The organism is Caldalkalibacillus thermarum, from assembly GCF_014644735.1.
Classification (GTDB): domain Bacteria; phylum Bacillota; class Bacilli; order Caldalkalibacillales; family Caldalkalibacillaceae; genus Caldalkalibacillus; species Caldalkalibacillus thermarum.
In genome coordinates this window covers 49377-68171 of record NZ_BMKZ01000004.1, presented here as the reverse complement: position 1 = coordinate 68171, position 18795 = coordinate 49377, and the positions used below count along the sequence as shown (strand labels likewise).

General features: G+C 47.2%; 20 protein-coding genes and 1 pseudogene. 2 read left to right on the top strand and 19 right to left on the bottom strand.

The features are described from left to right. Positions 1–410 precede the first annotated feature (410 nt). From tnpB to IEW48_RS02830, 3 genes and pseudogenes are all read right to left on the bottom strand, one after another. Positions 411–1508: pseudogene (gene tnpB, locus IEW48_RS02840) on the bottom strand (IS200/IS605 family element RNA-guided endonuclease TnpB). 158 nt (positions 1509–1666) lie between these two features. Beyond that, on the bottom strand, positions 1667–1840 hold the full coding sequence (rpmF, locus tag IEW48_RS02835) for a 50S ribosomal protein L32 (RefSeq protein ID WP_007505615.1): 174 nt from the start codon (positions 1838–1840) through the stop codon (positions 1667–1669). A gap of 68 nt (positions 1841–1908) precedes the next feature. Beyond that, the gene (locus tag IEW48_RS02830; RefSeq protein ID WP_188622496.1) at positions 1909–2439 is read right to left on the bottom strand and encodes a YceD family protein; all 531 of its coding nucleotides are present in this window, start codon (positions 2437–2439) and stop codon (positions 1909–1911) included. Positions 2440–2526: 87 nt separating this feature from the next. Between IEW48_RS02830 and IEW48_RS02825 the strand changes: the two genes are divergently transcribed. After that, on the top strand, positions 2527–3792 hold the full coding sequence (locus IEW48_RS02825) for a nucleotidyltransferase (RefSeq protein ID WP_188622495.1): 1266 nt from the start codon (positions 2527–2529) through the stop codon (positions 3790–3792). Here IEW48_RS02825 and IEW48_RS02820 read toward each other — a convergent pair. Further along, on the bottom strand, positions 3696–4814 hold the full coding sequence (locus IEW48_RS02820) for a SepM family pheromone-processing serine protease (RefSeq protein WP_188622494.1): 1119 nt from the start codon (positions 4812–4814) through the stop codon (positions 3696–3698). The two genes, IEW48_RS02825 and IEW48_RS02820, sit on opposite strands and share 97 nt — an antisense overlap. Then, positions 4807–5631, bottom strand: coding sequence for a patatin-like phospholipase family protein (locus IEW48_RS02815; protein ID WP_188622493.1), 825 nt, complete (start codon positions 5629–5631; stop codon positions 4807–4809). Before IEW48_RS02815 ends, IEW48_RS02820 begins: the two co-directional genes overlap by 8 nt. 166 nt (positions 5632–5797) lie before the next feature. Between IEW48_RS02815 and spoVV the strand changes: the two genes are divergently transcribed. Then, positions 5798–7042 (top strand): dipicolinic acid transporter SpoVV, encoded by a 1245-nt coding sequence (spoVV, locus tag IEW48_RS02810; protein WP_188622492.1) that lies wholly within the window; start codon positions 5798–5800, stop codon positions 7040–7042. A 49-nt stretch (positions 7043–7091) separates the two neighbouring features. On the opposite strand, the gene coaD is transcribed toward spoVV, so the two are convergent. From coaD to IEW48_RS02745, 14 genes are all read right to left on the bottom strand, one after another. After that, a complete protein-coding gene (gene coaD, locus IEW48_RS02805) occupies positions 7092–7577 on the bottom strand; it encodes a pantetheine-phosphate adenylyltransferase (protein ID WP_188622491.1) in 486 nt (161 codons plus the stop codon). After that, positions 7568–8140 (bottom strand): 16S rRNA (guanine(966)-N(2))-methyltransferase RsmD, encoded by a 573-nt coding sequence (gene rsmD, locus IEW48_RS02800; RefSeq protein WP_188622490.1) that lies wholly within the window; start codon positions 8138–8140, stop codon positions 7568–7570. Before rsmD ends, coaD begins: the two co-directional genes overlap by 10 nt. An 82-nt stretch (positions 8141–8222) precedes the next feature. Further along, a complete protein-coding gene (locus tag IEW48_RS17370) occupies positions 8223–8345 on the bottom strand; it encodes a hypothetical protein (protein WP_268236525.1) in 123 nt (40 codons plus the stop codon). A gap of 201 nt (positions 8346–8546) precedes the next feature. After that, on the bottom strand, positions 8547–8807 hold the full coding sequence (locus IEW48_RS02795; RefSeq protein WP_188622489.1) for a YlbG family protein: 261 nt from the start codon (positions 8805–8807) through the stop codon (positions 8547–8549). Positions 8808–8883: 76 nt separating this feature from the next. Then, on the bottom strand, positions 8884–9504 hold the full coding sequence (locus IEW48_RS02790; RefSeq protein WP_188622488.1) for a YpmS family protein: 621 nt from the start codon (positions 9502–9504) through the stop codon (positions 8884–8886). Positions 9505–9516: 12 nt separating this feature from the next. Next, positions 9517–11283 carry an ATP-binding protein gene (locus IEW48_RS02785; protein WP_188622525.1) on the bottom strand — a complete coding sequence of 589 codons (1767 nt, stop codon included), beginning with the start codon at positions 11281–11283 and terminating at the stop codon, positions 9517–9519. 35 nt (positions 11284–11318) lie between these two features. Further along, positions 11319–12035: a response regulator transcription factor gene (locus IEW48_RS02780; protein ID WP_188622487.1), complete on the bottom strand. Its 717-nt coding sequence runs from the start codon at positions 12033–12035 to the stop codon at positions 11319–11321. 31 nt (positions 12036–12066) lie between these two features. Then, complete coding sequence (gene ccsA / locus IEW48_RS02775; protein ID WP_188622486.1) at positions 12067–13284, bottom strand: cytochrome c biogenesis protein CcsA; 1218 nt, start codon at positions 13282–13284, stop codon at positions 12067–12069. Then, positions 13284–14888 carry a cytochrome c biogenesis protein ResB gene (gene resB / locus IEW48_RS02770; protein ID WP_188622485.1) on the bottom strand — a complete coding sequence of 535 codons (1605 nt, stop codon included), beginning with the start codon at positions 14886–14888 and terminating at the stop codon, positions 13284–13286. Before resB ends, ccsA begins: the two co-directional genes overlap by 1 nt. Positions 14889–14963: 75 nt before the next feature. After that, positions 14964–15494, bottom strand: coding sequence for a thiol-disulfide oxidoreductase ResA (gene resA / locus IEW48_RS02765; RefSeq protein ID WP_188622484.1), 531 nt, complete (start codon positions 15492–15494; stop codon positions 14964–14966). 87 nt (positions 15495–15581) lie between these two features. Next, on the bottom strand, positions 15582–16301 hold the full coding sequence (locus tag IEW48_RS02760) for a pseudouridine synthase (protein ID WP_188622483.1): 720 nt from the start codon (positions 16299–16301) through the stop codon (positions 15582–15584). A 167-nt stretch (positions 16302–16468) separates the two neighbouring features. Then, positions 16469–17002 (bottom strand): spore maturation protein, encoded by a 534-nt coding sequence (locus IEW48_RS02755; RefSeq protein ID WP_188622482.1) that lies wholly within the window; start codon positions 17000–17002, stop codon positions 16469–16471. Between the two features lie 46 nt (positions 17003–17048). Beyond that, positions 17049–17630 carry a nucleoside recognition domain-containing protein gene (locus IEW48_RS02750; protein ID WP_007504134.1) on the bottom strand — a complete coding sequence of 194 codons (582 nt, stop codon included), beginning with the start codon at positions 17628–17630 and terminating at the stop codon, positions 17049–17051. Beyond that, positions 17623–18753: a D-alanyl-D-alanine carboxypeptidase family protein gene (locus tag IEW48_RS02745; RefSeq protein ID WP_188622481.1), complete on the bottom strand. Its 1131-nt coding sequence runs from the start codon at positions 18751–18753 to the stop codon at positions 17623–17625. The genes IEW48_RS02750 and IEW48_RS02745 overlap by 8 nt, the downstream gene beginning before the upstream one ends. Positions 18754–18795: the final 42 nt, after the last annotated feature.

Sequence of the window (18795 nt, the reverse complement as noted above, 5' to 3'; positions counted from 1 at the left end):
CCTCCACCAGTCTAATTCCTCTTTGACCAAAAAAATTCCTTAACAGGTATCCAGAATCATCATAAAGGGGTAAAAAAGAATCTGTTCCGGAAAAAATAGACACTTACTTACAAAAATGCTCCCGCCTTGACCTGTTGGCCAATGGCGGGAGCTGAGAAAGGGGAATGACTTTCTCTACATCAAGAAGATCCCTCAACCATGCTTTTTGTCAAGGGTATTTCTGAACCTTGGCTGAAGGGTTCAAAAATACATTAACTATCATGGCTCAATCGGAGGGGAATCATACACTTAGAGCACATTGAACACTCCCACCACCTACGCTTCGCTTAGAGGTGGGGGATTCTTGGGAACAACAGCCTACCAGCCGTTTATTGACCAAGCGATCCCCGTGTGTCCCACGGTTCAGTTAGCTAGGAAGCCAACAAGCGTAAGCCTTCCTGCAAAATATTTTTTGCGGCATTGATGTCCCTGTCATGATGTGTACCACACGATGGACATGTCCATTCCCGCAAGCCGAGTTTTTTCACTTCTTTATGGCAATAGTTACAAACAGAACATATCTGGCTGGAAGGGAAGGTCTTGTCCACCCGTACCACGGTTCGTCCGTACCATCTGGCTTTATATTCCAGCATGGTGCAAAACGTTGACCACGACACATCAGCAATGCTTTTGGCCAAACGATGGTTCTTCTGCATGTTCTGCACAGATAAGTCCTCCAGGCAGATCACTTGGTTTTCGCGAATCAGCCTTGTGGACAGTTTGTGCTGAAAATCCTTGCGGCAATTAGCCACCTTTTCATGCAGACGGGCCACTTTAAGACGGGCTTTGTGCCAGTTGGAGCCGCCTTTCTTCCGGCGGGAAAGTTTCCGTTGCCAGCGAATGAGTTTTGCCTCATACTTTTTCAAATACTTGGGATTGGGAATGACTTCCCCTGTGGAAAGGGTTGCAAAATCTTTGACACCAAGATCAATGCCTACCTTGCTGTCACAGGCAGGCAACAGTTAAATTTCTGTTTCCACCAATACCGACACAAAGTATTTGCCCGATGAATTTTTCCGAATGGTGGCGGAAAGGATACGTCCTTCCACATCACGGGACTTGGCAAATTTCACCCAACCCAGTTTGGGCAGACGAATCCGGTTGCCTTGGATGGCAATGGAGCCGTTGTTGTTTTTGGAGGTATAGGATTGTACCGGGTTTTTACGACTTTTAAACCGGGGATAGCCTTTCTTTTCCCGGAAGAACCGTTTGAATGCGTCATCCAAGTGCCGTAACGCTGTTTGCAAGGCTGTGGCATCCGGTTCCTTCAGCCAATCCAATTCCGTTTTGAGTTGTGTGAGCAGGGATGAACAAGCGTTGTACCCCAATGTTTTCCTTTCCGTTTCATACACTTCTTTCCGTCTGGCAAGGAAGTGATTAAACACAAAACGGCAACAGCCAAACGTCTTATGGATCAGGGTCTGTTGTTTTTGGTTAGGATACAGGCGAAAGCGATAGGCTTTCTGCATGGCTTCCCCCTCCTAACCTTAATCTTATCACTTCCAGTTCATAGAGGGAATATATGTTTGTACCCGATTCATCCCCCACTTACACTTCGTTGAGAAGTGGAGGTCTTCTCAGAAATTGATGATAAATAAAAAAAGGTAAGAGCAACCCCTTACCTTTTTTAGTCGTTAACCACTTCTTCCCCTTTGTAAGTGCCGCAAGCCTTGCAAACACGGTGGGCCAGTTTGTATTCTCCACACTGGGGACATTTAACCATTCCAGGCACACTCAGTTTGAAATGAGTGCGGCGTTTTCTTTTCCGTGTTTTGGATGTTCTCCGAAAAGGTACTGCCATGTTCTCCACCCCCTTTACCAGGTTCTGTCTGTATGTAAGCATTGGGTTTACGGTAACATCATACGAGATCACTGGTCTTTTTTCAAGAGCTTGGCTAGTTCAGCCAGCCGGGGATCCACTTTTTCCTTTTGTTCCTCTTCCCGGGCTATGGACCAGTCTTTTCCCTCTTGAAGCATGTTGGCCCGGCAAGAGGCTTCATCTTCACAAGCGGGAATAAATGGAATCGAGAGCAATACCTGTTGTTCAATGTAAGGTGTCAAGTCCAGCATATTTTCATGCACTGGATGGATATCCTCTTGCTCATCATCCTCGTTGAAACGATGCTGTTCAGGATGTAAATCAAAGCGTTCTTCAAAGGATTGGTTAAAGGATCTTTCTAATTCTGCCAAGCAGCGTGAACAGGAGAGCGTATATTCCCCTTTAACCGTTCCTTTGACGACAAACAAGCCCGATGCCAAATAACCCTCACCATTAAATTCTACAGGGCGTATAGACAGGAGCTGTTTATGACGCTCGGTCAGTGCACCCATGTCATATGTTTCATGTAAAGGCAATGATTTTCCCGCCAAATGAAGAATACGATGCGTTGGTATTTTCAATGTTTTTCACCTCAAAGCAACAGAATTTATTATAGCTTGAAAGCTGAGCTTTTGTCAAATATGATGGAAACAAGAGGTGAAACAGTAATGAAAGTTGTTGGTTTAATCGTCGAATACAATCCGTTACACAATGGTCACCGCTACCATTTTGAACAAGCGATGGCCTTAACCGGGGCCGATGCTTGCGTCATTGTCATGAGCGGCCACTTTTTGCAACGGGGAGAACCCGCATTGGTAAATAAATGGGCCCGGACCCGCATGGCTTTGGAAATGGGAGTGGACCTGGTCTTTGAACTGCCTTATGTTTATAGTACCCAACAAGCTGAAATCTTTGCTTACGGCGGAGTGTCCCTCCTCAATCAGCTCCCTTTTGTCTCCCACCTCTGTTTTGGCTCAGAAAGCGGAAAACTGGAAGAGCTGCAGGCTGTGGCCCGGATCTTAGCCACAGAGCCTGAGTCATTCAAACAAGCATTGATGGCAAAAATGAAAGAAGGACATTCTTATCCTGCTGCTTATGGCCATGCCCTTGCTTCGCTGCTAAGGGGGTCTTCCTCTGATGTTGATGCGGAGATGATTAAACAGCCCAATAATATATTAGGTATTCATTATCTCATGGCTTTAAACAAATTGCAAAGCCGGATACAACCGCTAACCATCAAACGTTATAAGGCCCACTACCATCAAGAATCAATGACGGATGCCCAGATTGCCAGCGCAACCAGCATTCGCAAAGCCTTGTTAGAAACCCCAGTGCCTGATTGGGAAGCCATAAGGCCCTATGTACCGGCGTACACGCTGGAAATATTACGTGAAGAATACGAAGCAGGCAGAGGACTGATCTCTTGGGAGAACTATTATCCGTACCTTGTTCACACCCTGGTGTCCCAACCAGCCAGCCATTTACGCCGCATGTATGAAATGGAGGAAGGAATTGAACATCGCTTCAAAACACACATCCTAACTTCCCGTTCGGCAAAACAACTGATTCAGCAAGTCAAAACCAAACGCTATACCTGGAACCGTATTCAGCGCATGATGGTTCACATCCTTACTCAATGTGCCAAACAAGATATACAGGCCCTAGAGCTGCATCAAGGACCCGCTTATTTACGGCTGCTGGGATATTCAGCCAAAGGAAGAAAACTTTTAAACCGATACAAAAAGGAGCTAAAGTTGCCCCTTATTGCCGCCATACGCCAAGACCATCCTCCCATGCTCGACTGGGATCTAAAGGCCGCACAAATTTACAGTTTGGGCTACCGTTCTGATGTACGACCGAATGAATGGAAGCGGGAGCTGTCCCAGCCCCCGCTTAGCACTTCAGACGATGCCTCCTCCTTCTCAGGCAATTGACGCAAGAAATCGATCGCATCTTGAATGGTATCAACCGGGACAATCTGCATTTGGGTGCCGATATCTTGAGCGGCTTGAACAGCCCGCCGATAGTTGGAGTCTGGAGCGCCTCCTTCATTGGGGGCGAAAAAGATCTCAGCACCTGCACGATCGGCCGCCACCACTTTTTGATGCACACCGCCAATGCGGCCCACTCTGCCTTCCGCATCGATAGCCCCGGTACCCGCTATTCGGTAACCTTTGGTAATATCCTCCTCAGTTAACTGATTAAAGATCTCCAAAGCAAACATCAGTCCCGCAGAAGGACCACCGATACGGTTGGTCTCTATCTTAACTGGCGGGTCCACTACAATTTGGCGGTCCGTTACAGCGCCAATCCCGATCCCGGCCCGTTCTTCCCCTCCTTCTTCAACTGGTGGAAGCGGCTGCAAGGTAAAGGTGGCTGTTTTTTCCTCATCCCCCCGCTTAAAGGTGATCTCTACCACTTCACCCACTGCTTTACCTTGGATATACCGTACCAGTTCTTCCGACGTGCTGACTTCCATCCCATCTACATGGGTGATCATATCCCCTATTTGTAGAACTTCCCGGGCAGGCATGCCAGAGAGTATATGAGTGACAATAATACCATTATTGACCACTTTGACCTCTTTTCCAGCCAACTGGTAAGCCGCAATAATAGCCGAATCTTTTGAGCTTTCCATCGCTTCTAACTGGAAACGGCTGTATTCCTCTTCATCTTCATAATGGGCAAGAATACGCTCCTTCTCGATCAAATCCATATATTTGTTCCATCTGGCCAAAGCATAGGTGATCATATTGGCGCCGCCCATGCGTATCGTGGTTAACATGAATGAGCCCTGTTCAAGGTGACCATCTTCAACCTGAATCAGCGGTTTCAGTTCGATTGCTTCACCCGGTTGGGACACAAAATAAGGGAGGGGGTAGAAATACGCCCCAGCCACCAGCACAAGAATAACGAATAGAGCGGCCCATCTTTTCTTGTTATGTCCGTTAAACATGTGTATTTGCTTCCCTCCACTTCCTCATCGCTTCTTTAATCTTGGGAATGGCTTCTTCTGCCGAACGTATCCCCTCGTGGATGATCTCTTCCGCCTTGTAAAACATTGTGGTGCTGTAAGCTTTAACATTGGGGCGGATCAGGACATCCACGTCAAGCATGCGATATTTCAAAATTTCCCGTTCCATAATATCTATTGTCTGGGCAATAACATCAAATATGGATTTGATTGGGTAGTTCGACTCCCCAGAATATGATACATCGACTGCCACAATCAAATCAGCTTCCATCTCTTTCAAGACGGAAACCGGAACACGGTCAACCACTCCGCCATCCACATAGAGTTTTCCGTTTATGACTGCCGGTACAAAAATGCCGGGGATGGAGACACTTGCTCTGACCGCTTCGGCAATCGGCCCCTCCCGAAAAACAGCCCGTTCTCCTTTTTCCAATTGGGTAGCCACAATAGCCAGAGGTTTTTCCGCTTCTTCAATCTGTTTGTTTTTTGTGAGCAGACGAACAATCTCCTTGATTTTGTCACCGGTAATGAAACCCATTTTAGGTACCGTATAATCCAGCCAATACTTTTGGGGAAACAGCGAAATAAACTTTTTCATTTGCTCCGGAGAATGGCCCACTGCATACAAGCTGCCCACGAGAGCCCCAATGCTGCTTCCCGCAATACAGTGGACGGGGATGCCATGCTCCTCAAGTTTTTGCAACACCCCGATATGGGCCAGCCCCCGCGCACCCCCCGCACCCAGTGCAAGGCCAATTTTCGGTTGTTGCTGCTCAATCTGATGTGGATTCCTCCTCACGTGGCTCACCCCTTTTATACTTATTCATCGTCGGACAGATTGATCACCAGCCGATGTGCAAAAGGATCTGCCCGTCATACTGGACAGGAATTTTTTCGAAAAAGGTCTAAAGCTGGCTGTTGCAACGTAGACATATACAAGCCTTATATGTATGAGGAGGGTAGGTATGCACCGGGCAGCCTATGTCAAAACAGGATGTATGGCTTTATTTTCGTTAGTATTGGTGGTCTCAATTATTTCCTTTCCTCAACATTCATTCGAAGCCTCTTTACGGGGATTAACCATATGGTGGGAAGTTGTTTTCCCTGCACTCCTCCCTTTTTTTATTACTTCAGAACTATTAATGGGATTTGGTGTGGTTCATTTTCTGGGCGTACTTTTGGAACCATGTATGCGTCCCTTGTTCCGTGTCCCGGGGGTAGGCGGATTTGTCTTTTCCATGGGCATTGCTTCTGGCTATCCCATGGGAGCTAAACTGACAGTGCATCTTAGGGAACATGAACTCATTACCCGTTCAGAAGGAGAACGTCTGGTTTCCCTCACCAGCACTTCCGGCCCCTTATTTATGGTTGGAGCGGTAGCTGTCGGTTTTTTCCACGATGTGCGTCTGGGGATGATCATTGCCCTTGCCCATTATCTCTCTGCCATTTGTGTAGGCTTAATCATGCGTTTTCATGACTGCCATGAACCTAGACCCACAACAGAAAAACCCCGGTCCTATTTTCCTTACAACAACCACAATATCTTGTATCGGGCCCTGCAGGCGATGCACCGCGCCCGGGTTAAAGACGGACGGACAATTGGCAAATTGATGGGAGATGCCGTCACATCTTCTATTCAGACGTTGTTGCTGATCGGCGGGTTTATCATCATGTTTTCAGTGATTATTAATCTCCTGCATATTCTTGGCATAAACAAAGTACTTGCTTTCTTTTTCACCCTGTTTCTGTTTCCGCTGGGCGTCGAGCCCGCCTTGATTCATGCCTTGATGGCCGGCCTGTTTGAAATCACCCTGGGCGCCCAGATGGCCAGTGAAGCAGGTGAAGCGGTTCCATTGGTGCACAAAGTCGCCATAGCCAGCGCTATTATTGCCTGGAGCGGACTGTCCGTACATGCCCAAGTGGCCAGCATGCTGGCTAAAACTGATATCCGCTATTCACCTTATTTATTTGCCCGTTTGATTCATGCCATCTTGGCCTGTGCCTGGACATATATATTGTGGAAACCTTTGCTTCCCTTGCTGTCCCATGTCTCACTGCCGGCCATTGCGCAAGGAGAGCCTTCAAGTGTCACAGTTTGGAGCAACAGCCATCTCTTTGTTTTGAGCACTCTGCTGATGGCAGGCCTGCTTGTGATCATGCTCTGCCTGATGTCTGTTGCCCAGCTGCAGGTGAAAAAAAGGCAGTTTTGACTCCCCACAATGCTGCCTTTATTTCATCGTGCTTTCTGTCACAGCACTTCTAAACATGGCCAAACTTTCTCATCAAAGCCTCTTCCACTTCCGGAGGAACTAAATCACTGACTGAAGCATGATATTTGGCTATTTCCTTCACAATGCTTGAGCTTAAATAAGAATACTTATTATTGGTCATCATGAAAAAAGTCTCTATGGAATCATCAAGCTTACGGTTGATGGAGGCAACCTGTAATTCATATTCAAAATCGGAAACAGCCCTTAAGCCCCTCACAATGGTATTGGCGCCTTTTTTTTTCATATAATCGATCAACAGCCCGTTAAACGAATCTACTTCTACGTTGGGAATTTCTGAGGTGACTTGCCTGAGCAGTTCCATCCGCTCTTCAACCGTAAACAAGGGCTTTTTACTTGAATTGTTAAGAACAGCCACAATGACATGATCAAAGACGTTAGCGGCCCGCTGAATTATATCTAAATGGCCGTAAGTAACCGGATCAAAACTGCCAGGACAAACAGCTTTTATTCCCATGATAAGGCCTCCCTTCGCACATATATCCGAATCTCGGTGTCCCCATAGTGATGATGCTTGTCCAAGACGAGCTGGTTCAGTTTATTGTTTAATGCGGTGCCCTTCGCTGTTTCCACCACGATAACCCCTTCAGGGCGAAGCAAATTATATTCCTCGATCAGGGAAAGGATGACAGGCAGGTTGTGGCGGGCATAAGGCGGATCCAAAAAAATGATCTCAAATTGAAGACCCCGCTTGGCCAAAACCTTTAAGGCCCGCCGGGCATCATTCCTGTAGACCTCGCTATTTTCAGACAATCCAAGGGCTTTTAAATTTTGATAAATCACCTTGATGGCCAAGGGATGATGATCGATAAAAATCATGCGGCGGCATCCACGACTGAGCGCCTCAATGCCCAGACTGCCCGTTCCTGCAAATAGGTCGAGTCCTGTCCCATCCCGATATGTATCATCCGGGATCAGATTAAAGATGGCCTCCTTCACCCGGTCCGCTGTAGGCCGGGTGTGATGTCCCGGAACCGCTGTTAAGCGGCGCCCTTTAAATGTACCCGAGATGACTCGCACAAGCATCACTTCCATTGGAAATAGTATATGTTAGTGACCAGGCGAATTAATCTTTTTTTATGTTAACACAATTATTGTCTTTTTAGGTATAATTTTTGCCTTGATGTTCCATAATGATAATGTCGGCATTGTTCAATGCCGATGACAACCGCGGAGAAGACTTACGTTTCCCCATAAGCTCTTCCTCCGGTTTCTCCTCTCCCATTTTTGGCCGCCTGCTGACTGGCAGGCGGTTTTTTTGTGTGTGATAACCAGTAGGTATTCCCACTTGGCTTCCCAGTATGTCACCCCATATAATAAGCTCCCTTCCTCAACAGAAAGGGAGCTTATTTACAACCGAAACTTTGCCTCAGGCCATTTATTGTTCATTGTTCATTGAATTCTACATTGACTACACACGCTTGACTCAATAAGGATATTCCTTGACCTTATCTGGTTTGGATTGAAACTCTGTGCGCAACTCATGCCAGTGGGAGGGCTCCACTTTTTTGACATAATTAAGCCGGTTTAGCCTGGAGATGATATCCTGCACTTTGTCTTTGTCGACATATAATATGGCATAACGCATGCGTCTGGATACATAATGGACATTGCCAAACTTTCTTAAGTGTCTGGCCATTTTCAACTGGTTTAACCACACAGCTAAACCCACTTTTCGAACAAACATGTGAACAATCCCCTTGTGCTGAATCTGTTCATTTTAATCCTAGCACGGAAATCCCCCGTCTGCAACCACAACTGTTCTATTCTGGAGCAAACGCGTCATAAATCAACTGAAACACGATTTCATCCTGTTCCAGATCAAATGTTTGCACCTTTAAATAAAACTGATCTTGGATCTTAAGCCGAGTCAGCGCCAAGTAAATCTCTGCCCGTTCAGGATTGATCATAACCCATTCAGGAAAGGTATAGCTCCCCTTGATAAGGGCCACGACCAGTTCTGGAGGGAGCTGGAGACTGCCTAAATGCATCGTGCGCAGCTCAAGCAACACATCACCCGTTTGAAGAACAAGAGGATCAAAGCTCATGACCAGAGGAATATGGCGGTTAAAAACAGGTATATCCGCCCTAAAATGGATACGGTCATCAAGATAGAGGTCATAGTCAGCGTTGCCCTCCGCGTCTTGTCTTAGATAGGCCCTGATGAACGTGTTTAAATCTTTTTTGGTTACACTTAACGTGAAAACTGCGCTTGCCTCTTCATGTTTTTCTCCCAGCGGGGGCCAATCGTCAGGATCTAGGGCTGAACTTAAGCTGTTGATCCACATCAACAATCCGCAAGCTAAGCCTGCACCGAGGATGAAAACACCGCCCAGGAGGGCAAAAAACGCCCGTTTCCACTGCTTTTCCGCGAACTTAACCATTGACCGTCACCTTTATCTTGCTACCCTTTCACCGCTTAAATCCCGTGGAAGATGAATGGTAAAGGTTGTCCCTTCGCCCACTTTGCTGTGCACGTCTATGTGACCGTGATGAGCCTCCACCAGATCCTTGACAATGGCCAATCCCAGTCCCGTTCCAGACTTACCTCTGGTTCTGGCCTTATCTGCTTTATAGAAACGCTCAAAGACAAAAGGAAGATCCTCTTCAGGAATGCCATCACCCGTATCTTTTACCGATATATGGGCCCCATGGGCATCTTCTTTAAGTTGAACCGTGACTGTCCCTTGGGGAGGTGTATAGCGAATTGCATTGTCAATCAAATTGGTCAGGATTTGCTCCATGCGGTCTTCATCCACTTGATAACATTGATCTGACTCTTGGACATCTTCGAGGAGGCTAATCCCTGCTTCCTTGGCCAGATTTGTAAATTTGCGCAGCGTTTTATGCACAATGGGACCCAACGGCAGTGGCTTTAAATCAAGTTCAACATGACCAGCTTGAATGCGGGCTAAATCCAACAGTTCACTGACCAACCGTCCCATCCGCATGGATTCCTCATGAATGATCTTAGCCAATTCCTTTCGTTCCTCAGCTGAACCAACCACATCATCCACCAGGGCTTCACTGTAACCTTGTAACATGGCCAGTGGCGTGCGCAACTCGTGAGAGACGTTGGCGACAAAATCTTTTCTCAGCTTATCCAGGCGCTTCTCTTCAGTCATGTCCCGGACCACGGCCACTGCCCCTCTTAGCGTTTCCCGGTTGTAAAGGGGAGCCATCACGATCGTCCAAAAGCGCCCCTGGGCTGAAACCGTGCGCACATGCTCACCTTCTGTTTGCACCACCTGGTCAAAGACATCCAGCAGCAGGCGGGGAAGCTTATGGGGCTCATCCTCCATATTTTCCTCGTATCGCCAGGTCTTCAGCATTTTCTCTGCCGGAGGATTGAGCAAAATCACCTCTCCTTTACGGTCAAGGGTGATCACCCCGTCTACCATACTCCGCAAGATACTGGACAAGAGCTCTTTCTCATGTGACAGTGCCTGGATAGAATCGTTCAATTGTTTAGCCATATGATTAAAAGTTAAAGCGAGATCACCAATTTCATCGTTCGAGCGAATCGAGACACGGGAATTGAAATCTCCTTTAGCTATATTATCTGCAGCCACTTTCATCTGGCGCAATGGATAGGTAATCCTTGTGGAGAGGAAAAAGGCAAAGATCGTCGTTAAGAAAATAGCGATCCCGGCTGAATACAAGATAATTCGCTTGGTGACTTCTATCGTTTCATTAATGACGTCCAGCGTCTGGTAAAGAAAAACAGCGCCATGCGGAGTTCCTTCGATCATGATCGGAGCTGCCACAATCAGGACATCTAGCTCAACCATACGCCCGTCGATATAAACTGGAAAATGCCCCCGTTTATCAATGGTCCGGCCGAAAAACACCTGTTGCAAATCACTGTCGTTGAACAGGATTTCCACGTCAATAATGGGGAGCTGCTTATCAGCTGAAACCTTCCAAAACTCATGTTGGTCGGGGCCGATCACAACAAGGGTGGTCTGGGAAACCTCGACCAGTTCTTTGGTGATATAGCGGGCTTCGGAATGATGTTCATAGGTCTCAAAAATATCAGCAATTTTAAAAGCCAGATGTTTCAATTCCTCATTTTGTTGTTCAAAGTAAAAATGATCAAAGAACTGGACCAAAAGAATGGCCAGGATGACCAGGACCACCGTGACCAAAAGAATAATGGTCATCCATAACTTGCCCACCACACTGCGCCACAGAAAACTCACTCGGCCGGCACCTCTAGCTTATAGCCTACCCCCCATACAGTGGCAATCATTTTTGCTGCTTGCGGCGAGTGCTTGTTCAGCTTTTCGCGCAAACGTTTGATGTGAGTGTCAACCGTTCTCAGGTCTCCAAAAAACTCATAATTCCACACATCTTTCAACAACTGCTCCCTGGAAAACACTTTATTGGGAGATGAGGCCAGATAGTACAAGAGATCATACTCTTTTGGGGTCAAGGCTACCTCCTGGCCATTAACAATCACTTCATGGGCATCATGATCAATGGTGAAATGGGGGAACACCAGAACATTTTTCGTTTTTTGATCGGTGCTAAGATAAGCAGTTGCCGATGCACGGCGCAAGACAGCCTTGACACGCGCCACGGTCTCCCTTGGGCTGAACGGTTTCACAACATAGTCATCGGCTCCAACTTCAAACCCCTGAATGCGGTTGGCCTCCTCGCCCCGGGCTGTAATCATGATCACAGGCGTTGCCTTTTTCTCACGAAGTTTTTTACACACTTCGATCCCGTCTAATTTAGGAAGCATCAAATCCAACATGATTAAGTCGTAATCCCCATTTAGTGCTTTGTTGAGTGCATCTTCCCCGTCCTCTGCCTCCTCAACAATCATGTTCTCTTTCTCAAGGTACAAGCGCAGCAACCGTCTAATTCTTTCCTCATCATCCACAACCAGAATGCGAGCTTGTTTATCCATGGAAAACTCCCTCCAAGGCATGAGTTAGAAATTAACCTGACACATAGGAATGCAGACCGGCGATCACCAGGTTGACAAACACCAGATTGAACATAATAATTACAAATCCAAGCACAGCTAACCAGGCTGACTTCATGCCTTCCCATCCTTTTGTTAAGCGCAAGTGAATATAGGAGGCATAAAACAACCAGGTGATCAGCGCCCATACTTCTTTAGGATCCCATCCCCAAAACCGTCCCCAGGCCTCTTCAGCCCAGATCATGGCAAACACAAGGCCGCCCAGGGTAAAAATGGGAAACGCAATAATGATCGCCCGATAGCTGATTTCATCCAGCATGGACGGTTTTAAGTCGGCCAGCCAGGGTTGAATGACAGCCCCCAGCCGCTTTCCAGCCAAAAGGCGCAGTAGGATATACAATACTCCCCCAACCAGTACAGACCAGATCAGGGTATTAAATTTGCGCGGAGCATCCCGTCCCTGCATCCAGGACGGCGTTTCAAACAAAGGTCTCATCCGCTCCTGGGACAATTGTTCCCCCTCATAGGGGCCGGCCAACGGGGGCAAAGTGTAAGTAAGCACTTGTTCCTGGCCCCGCTCATTGATGTACTTAAATTGGGCCTCGTAATCTAAGAAAGAAAAGGTGAAGACAAGGCCAACAAAGCCAATAACCATCAGAATAGCAGCAAGAACCCATTCCAGCATGACCGTATGCCAGGATGATTTATGCTGATCAACCGTGCGGATGAGATACATCAATCCCGCCGCAAACCCAACGGCAAACAGCCCCTCTCCCAGGGCTACAGTTGCCACGTGCAGTTTCAGCCAGTGGCTTTGCAAAGCCGGGACAAGCGGTTTAGGTGTGGTGTCAAAGACAGAAGCCCAGCCCAGCAGCGTGACTGCTAGAAGCAAGACAAAAACACCCAGGATGGTCGTTCTGTACATTCTGTAAATCACGATAAAACCCAAAACCGTCATCATGGCTAAAAAGCTCATAAACTCAAACATGGAACTGAGAGGGGCGTGTCCTTGGCCAATCCAGCGCAACACGTAATAGGCCGCATGGAAACCAAAACCGATCACAGTAAGACCGAAGCCCAGCCTGCCCCATTTCTGTTTAATATACTGCTTTTCCTCCGCACTTTTCGTCCGGCCGGTGACGGTGAAAACAAAAAACAAAGCGGAAACAAGGTAAAGCAGAAAAGCAATGAGCAAAGCTGTACTGCTGAAGCTGATCAACCTATCCTCCATTAGTTCGCTTCCTCCTTGTCCAAGGTCTGTTTATCAACAGGAAGACCCGTCTGGTCAATCAATTGTTCAACCTCTTTTTTAAACCCGAACCAATTCTTGTTGGTGTGGGCGGCCAGCAAAATCTGGCTGCCTTCTTGCTGAATCCAAATCCGCCTGTGCTGCCAATAAAAGCACATGATCAGGCCAACCATCGTAATCCCCAGCCCCAAATAGATGACCGGCAAGCTCCGTTCTTTGCGCACCATCAAACCGGTTACATTTTTAAACTCCACATTGTTGATCTTCAAAGCATACTGATTCTCTTCCCCAGGCATTTCAATGGTTTGTCCGATCAACACCATGCTTTTTTCACCCGCAGGGTTGTCCGGGGTGATGGTCCGAAAGATAAATGCAGGGTTATTGGGAATACTGCTTTTTGTTTGAGGTTGTTTGTGGGCATCCATTTCGAAGTCAGGATAGTATTCCAACAATTGGACCTTGTAACCGTTACCCAGGTCATATTCTGGATCAGGATCATATAAATCAACGGTTATTTCGCCCACCTCTTTTCCTGACGCTTTATGCGTCAAGGCAAAAGTAAACACGCTGAACTCGTCTAAAATATAATCTGACTGGTAAAATGAAAGACCCTCATACCGCAACGGATCATTGACCCGTATGGTATGTTCTTTCACTTTCACCAGTTCCTTCTCTCCTGAAGCGTTTGTCTTATTTTCATACAGCACGGCTTCCGTAATAAAATCTTCGGGAATAAACCGCTGTTGTCCTTCTGTATCCTCTCCAGTCTGGTAATCCTCATACACTTTTAAAGTAAAACCTTCACTCTGTATATAATATTGATTGTTTGTACCGGGTACAGGTACGATTTCACCGTCCCTGATCCAAACATATTGATCCATTGTAAAACCAGGAAGCACACGTAACAGAGCACCAACAAGGAGAATGATCAGGCCCAGGTGGACCACATATGCTCCCCAGCGGCTGAACCGGTTTTTTTCGCCCAGGACAGCGCCATTTTCTTCCCGCACCTTATAGCGCATACTGGCTAAGGCCTGTTTGGCCTTCTCCAATACCTGTGCAGGCTGCTCAACAGTAACCTGGCTGTGAATCCGCTGCCGTTTCAGAAACTGGGGATGGCGTTTAACCCGCTGCCGTTTAAGCGCCCGGTACAATGGAAGACCGCGGTCGATGCTGGCCACAATAATAGAAATGCCGATCAAAACGAGCAGTGTCACATACCACCAGGAGCTGTACAGATTATGAAAGCCCAGTGTCACATATAAAAAGCCCCCAAATCCATAATTTTCGGGGTAGTACTCATATGGGTCGGCAGTAGATGGAATATACATCTGCTGGGGGTAAATGGTGCCCAGCGTCGAAGCAACCAATGTGATGACCAAAAGCCATACACCCACTTTGACCGAAGCAAAAAAGTTCCATATGTGGTCTATGAACGTTTTGCGTCTCCTTTTAGAGCGCAAAGCGGCACCTTCATAACGCATATTCAAAATGCTGTCTTGGTCATCAAAGGGCTTTCCGCACTGTTCGCAAAGTTCTGTTCCGGGAGGATTGACATGTCCGCATTCGCAATGTATTTGTTCCATGGTTCATTTCACCTACTTCATCTCAGTGTGCCCAACCTCAAGCTTGGTGGGAGCGAAATCTGCCGGCAAAGGCATCTATTCTCCTTGCGGTACAATTAATTCTAGCTTTGCTCTGATCATCTCTTCAGTCATCATGCCTTCTACTTTGTCTACCACTATGCCATTTTCGTCTACAAAGAAAGAAGACGGAATGGGTAACACCCCGTAGCGGTGGGTCACACTCCGATCCTGATCAAGCAAGATAGGAAATGAAAGGCCGTATCGCTCGGCAAAGCGTGATGCTGTCAGATGAGATTCGGCAATATTGACGGCCAAAATCTCAATCCCTTTATCTTTAAATTGCTGATACTGATTTTCCATATACGGCATTTCTTCCCGGCAGGGAGGACAATTGCTGGCCCAAAAATTAATGAATACACCTTTTCCCTTATAATCACTCAGCCGGACTTTTTCACCTTCTAAGTTTTCCAATACAAAATCAGGTGCGGGTTCACCGACTTTGACCGGGGAATCATCGGCAGTATAAGCCGTAAAAAAAGCGCCCCCGACCGCCAGGACAATGATACCTAAAACGGCGACACGCAAGACATACCGCCTGTTGTTCATCCGGAAACCCTCCTTTTGCCTTCATTATTCCTTTTGCCTTCATTATATCAAAACGGTGTTATGATCCTCATTGTCTAAATATGAACGTTATGTGACGAGCGCCTTTAACCTCCTCACCTCTTCAGGGGTTAGCGGCCGGTATTCCCCTTCGTTTAATCCTTCTAAATTTAAAAAGGCATATCGCTCACGGTGCAAGGCAAGAACCGGATGGCCGATCGCCTTAAACATGCGTCGCACTTGACGCTTCCTTCCTTCATGGATCGTGATGCGTACCACCGCTTTGTTTTCAGCCATGTCCTTATGCAGCCACTCCACTTTAGCCGGCGCTGTCCAGCCGTCTTTCAACCTGATCCCCCGCTCCAGCCTGCTCAATTTTTCATCGGAAGGGATGCCCTTTACGGTCACACGGTACACCTTATCCACATGAAAAGAAGGATGCATTAAGCGATGGGCCAGCTCTCCATCATTGGTTAAGAGGAGTAATCCAGATGTATTTCGGTCCAGGCGTCCCACGGGATAGATCCGCTGGGGGATATTTTTGAAAAAATCCATAACCACTTTTCTACCTTGAGGATCCTGGACGCTGGTGATCACACCGGTCGGTTTGTAAAACAGGTAGTAAACTTTCGGTTCAGGATCAATCGTTTGACCGTCCACTTCAATCTTATCTTGTGCAGGATCAACAAGTGTCCCTAATTGGGTGACCACTTGTCCGTTGACTTTTACCCGGCCATCTTCAATCAGTTTTTCTGCTTTTCGCCGGGAAGCTACGCCGGCATGGGCCAATACTTTTTGCAAACGTTCCATGTACAGTCACCTCATTGTCATCTTACCCTGATTACTCAAACAGGACAAGCATCAACCCACCTTGAGCGTCAGCATCCGTTATTATCATTCTTTACCATTTTGTCAAAATAAAAAGCCGGGGTGATGGTTTCCCCAGCTTTTTCCCTGTTTTTCTTTCCAAGAGCAACCTATCCAAAGACAATGGTCACAATCAGAATGGCGGCTAAAGCTCCGGCCAAATCGGCCAATAAGCCCACTTTAAGGGCATAGCCAATTTTGCGTACACCAATTGCACCAAAATAGACCGTTAACACATAAAGCGTGGTGTCTGTGCTCCCTTGCATGGTGGAGGCCAAGCGCCCAATAAAAGAATCCGGTCCATATTGGGCAATCAAATCGGATGTGATGGCTAGTGCCCCTGCTCCAGAAATAGGCCTGATGATGGCCAGTGGCACAACCTCTGCAGGGATATACAACAGAGAAAGCACAGGAGAGATAAACAGCAGGAGATAATCCAATGCGCCGGAAGCCCGGAAAATGGAAACCGCCACCATCATCCCAACCAGATGGGGAATAATATTGATCGCCGTGCCGAATCCTTCCTTAGCTCCCTCCACAAACGTTTCATAAACGGGCAAACCTTTGATGATGCCATAGATAAGGATAAAACAAATCAACGCCGGAATAGCCCAGACCGATATGGCCGTTATAACCGTATACACTGAACCACCCTCTCTTCCTCTATACAAGAACACCGGGCCAGTTAACTTAGTATCCGTAGCGACGGCGGCACCACCTGTCCAGCATGACAGCAATCAGGGTAGAGCAAAACGTGGCAAACAAAGTGGTCCCCACAATTTCCACCGCGTTGCTGGAGCCGTAATTTAAGCGGATCGCAATGACTGTGGTCGGAATTAATGTAATACTGGATGTATTCAGCGCCATTAACGTAATCATGGCAGGGGTGGCCTTTTCTTTGTGTGGATTTAACTTTTGCAGCTCTTCCATCGCTTTAATGCCCATAGGAGTCGCAGCATTGCCTAAGCCGAATAAATTGGCGCTCATATTGGCCAGGATATAACCCATGGCAGGATGATCCTTAGGTACATCAGGAAACAGGCGGTGAGCAACCGGACTCAAAATTTTGGCAAATGTCTCCAACAAGCCAGATTCCCGGGCAATTTTCATCATCCCCAGCCAGAAAACCAAGATGCTGATCAACCCAAAACAAATGGTGACCCCTTCTTTGGCTCCTTCGAAGGCGGCTTCATTTACCGCTTGCAAGTTTCCTTCCAGGGCAGCAACAATAACCCCGATGACGATCAAACCGAACCAGATGACATTAACCATGGACAACACCCACCAAGGTGTCAAACAGGTTTCTTAACCGTTGCCAGAAGGAAGGAGGCTTTTCGTGCGGAATGAATCCTACTGGGACCCTGCCAATTTCTTCATTATCCAAAAAGTAATGCACATAACCAGCCGGCTTAGGAATGGCCGGGAGATCTTCCTGTTTAAAAACTGGATCTATAACGATCTGTTTCTTGAGATGTTCATCTTCCCGGAGGGGATAACGAAAGCTGTTAAGATATTTAAAGTGACCGTCTGTTCTCTCAAAACGCTCTTCTTTAAGCAGCTCTCCCTCTCCAGCGAAAGTGACCAAAGTATAATGCTGAAAGCCATATTCAAACATATTGATGTGATCATTCCAGTCATCGGGCGCATTTAATGTCACGGCAATCAAGCGATGGCCATCCTTGGTCGCTGATGAAACAAGCGTCCGTTTGGCCCGTTGAGTATAGCCAGTTTTAACTCCATCGGCATAGGGATACATGGAGAGCAAACGGTTTTTGTTATACCAAACCCGGTCCCATTTCTCTCCTTCTAATGGCGCGGTTTTCTTCCGTGTAGAGGCAATTGTGGCAAAAGTCTCATTCTGCAGGGCATAAGCGGTAAGCAGGGCCATATCGTAAGCCGTTGAATAGTGCTCCTCATGGGTGTCCAAGCCGTGGGGATTATTAAACACTGTTTGTTCCATTCCTAACTCTTCCGCTTTTTGATTCATTAAAAAAACAAAACCTTCCACCGATCCCCCTATATGTTCGGCAATGGCAACCGCTGCATCATTTCCCGAACGAAGTATTAACCCGTAAAGCAGATCTTCCAAGGTCATTTTTTCTCCTGGCCTGAGGTAAATGGATGACCCTTCAACGCTACAGGCATTTTTGGACGCGGTCACCACGTCTTTCAAATCGCCATGCTCCAGAGCGACAATGGCTGTCATGATTTTGGTAATACTGGCAATGCGCAACGGCTCATAGGCATTTTTCTCAAACAACACCCGCTTTGATTCCGCATCTATGAGAATGGCGGCCTGAGCAGACACATTCAGCTCCGCACCAGCCTTTTGGGGGACCAGGGAGAGCAAAAGTGTGAGTACCAGCGCGGTGATCATGACCTGTTTGCTTTTCACCAGTAACCCTCCCCACTTGATCCACGATCTTCTGACACGCTG

Bases quoted from the DNA above. Each gene is read 5' to 3' on its own strand.
- rpmF (WP_007505615.1), bottom strand. From the start codon at position 1,840: ATGGCAGTACCTTTTCGGAGAACATCCAAAACACGGAAAAGAAAACGC.
- IEW48_RS02825 (WP_188622495.1), top strand. From the start codon at position 2,527: ATGAAAGTTGTTGGTTTAATCGTCGAATACAATCCGTTACACAATGGT.
- IEW48_RS02820 (WP_188622494.1), bottom strand. From the start codon at position 4,814: ATGTTTAACGGACATAACAAGAAAAGATGGGCCGCTCTATTCGTTATT.
- spoVV (WP_188622492.1), top strand. From the start codon at position 5,798: ATGCACCGGGCAGCCTATGTCAAAACAGGATGTATGGCTTTATTTTCG.
- coaD (WP_188622491.1), bottom strand. From the start codon at position 7,577: ATGGGAATAAAAGCTGTTTGTCCTGGCAGTTTTGATCCGGTTACTTAC.
- IEW48_RS17370 (WP_268236525.1), bottom strand. From the start codon at position 8,345: ATGGGAGAGGAGAAACCGGAGGAAGAGCTTATGGGGAAACGTAAGTCT.
- IEW48_RS02795 (WP_188622489.1), bottom strand. From the start codon at position 8,807: ATGTTTGTTCGAAAAGTGGGTTTAGCTGTGTGGTTAAACCAGTTGAAA.
- IEW48_RS02790 (WP_188622488.1), bottom strand. From the start codon at position 9,504: ATGGTTAAGTTCGCGGAAAAGCAGTGGAAACGGGCGTTTTTTGCCCTC.
- IEW48_RS02785 (WP_188622525.1), bottom strand. From the start codon at position 11,283: ATGACCATTATTCTTTTGGTCACGGTGGTCCTGGTCATCCTGGCCATT.
- IEW48_RS02780 (WP_188622487.1), bottom strand. From the start codon at position 12,035: ATGGATAAACAAGCTCGCATTCTGGTTGTGGATGATGAGGAAAGAATT.
- ccsA (WP_188622486.1), bottom strand. From the start codon at position 13,284: ATGGAGGATAGGTTGATCAGCTTCAGCAGTACAGCTTTGCTCATTGCT.
- resB (WP_188622485.1), bottom strand. From the start codon at position 14,888: ATGGAACAAATACATTGCGAATGCGGACATGTCAATCCTCCCGGAACA.
- resA (WP_188622484.1), bottom strand. From the start codon at position 15,494: ATGAACAACAGGCGGTATGTCTTGCGTGTCGCCGTTTTAGGTATCATT.
- IEW48_RS02760 (WP_188622483.1), bottom strand. From the start codon at position 16,301: ATGGAACGTTTGCAAAAAGTATTGGCCCATGCCGGCGTAGCTTCCCGG.
- IEW48_RS02750 (WP_007504134.1), bottom strand. From the start codon at position 17,630: ATGGTTAATGTCATCTGGTTCGGTTTGATCGTCATCGGGGTTATTGTT.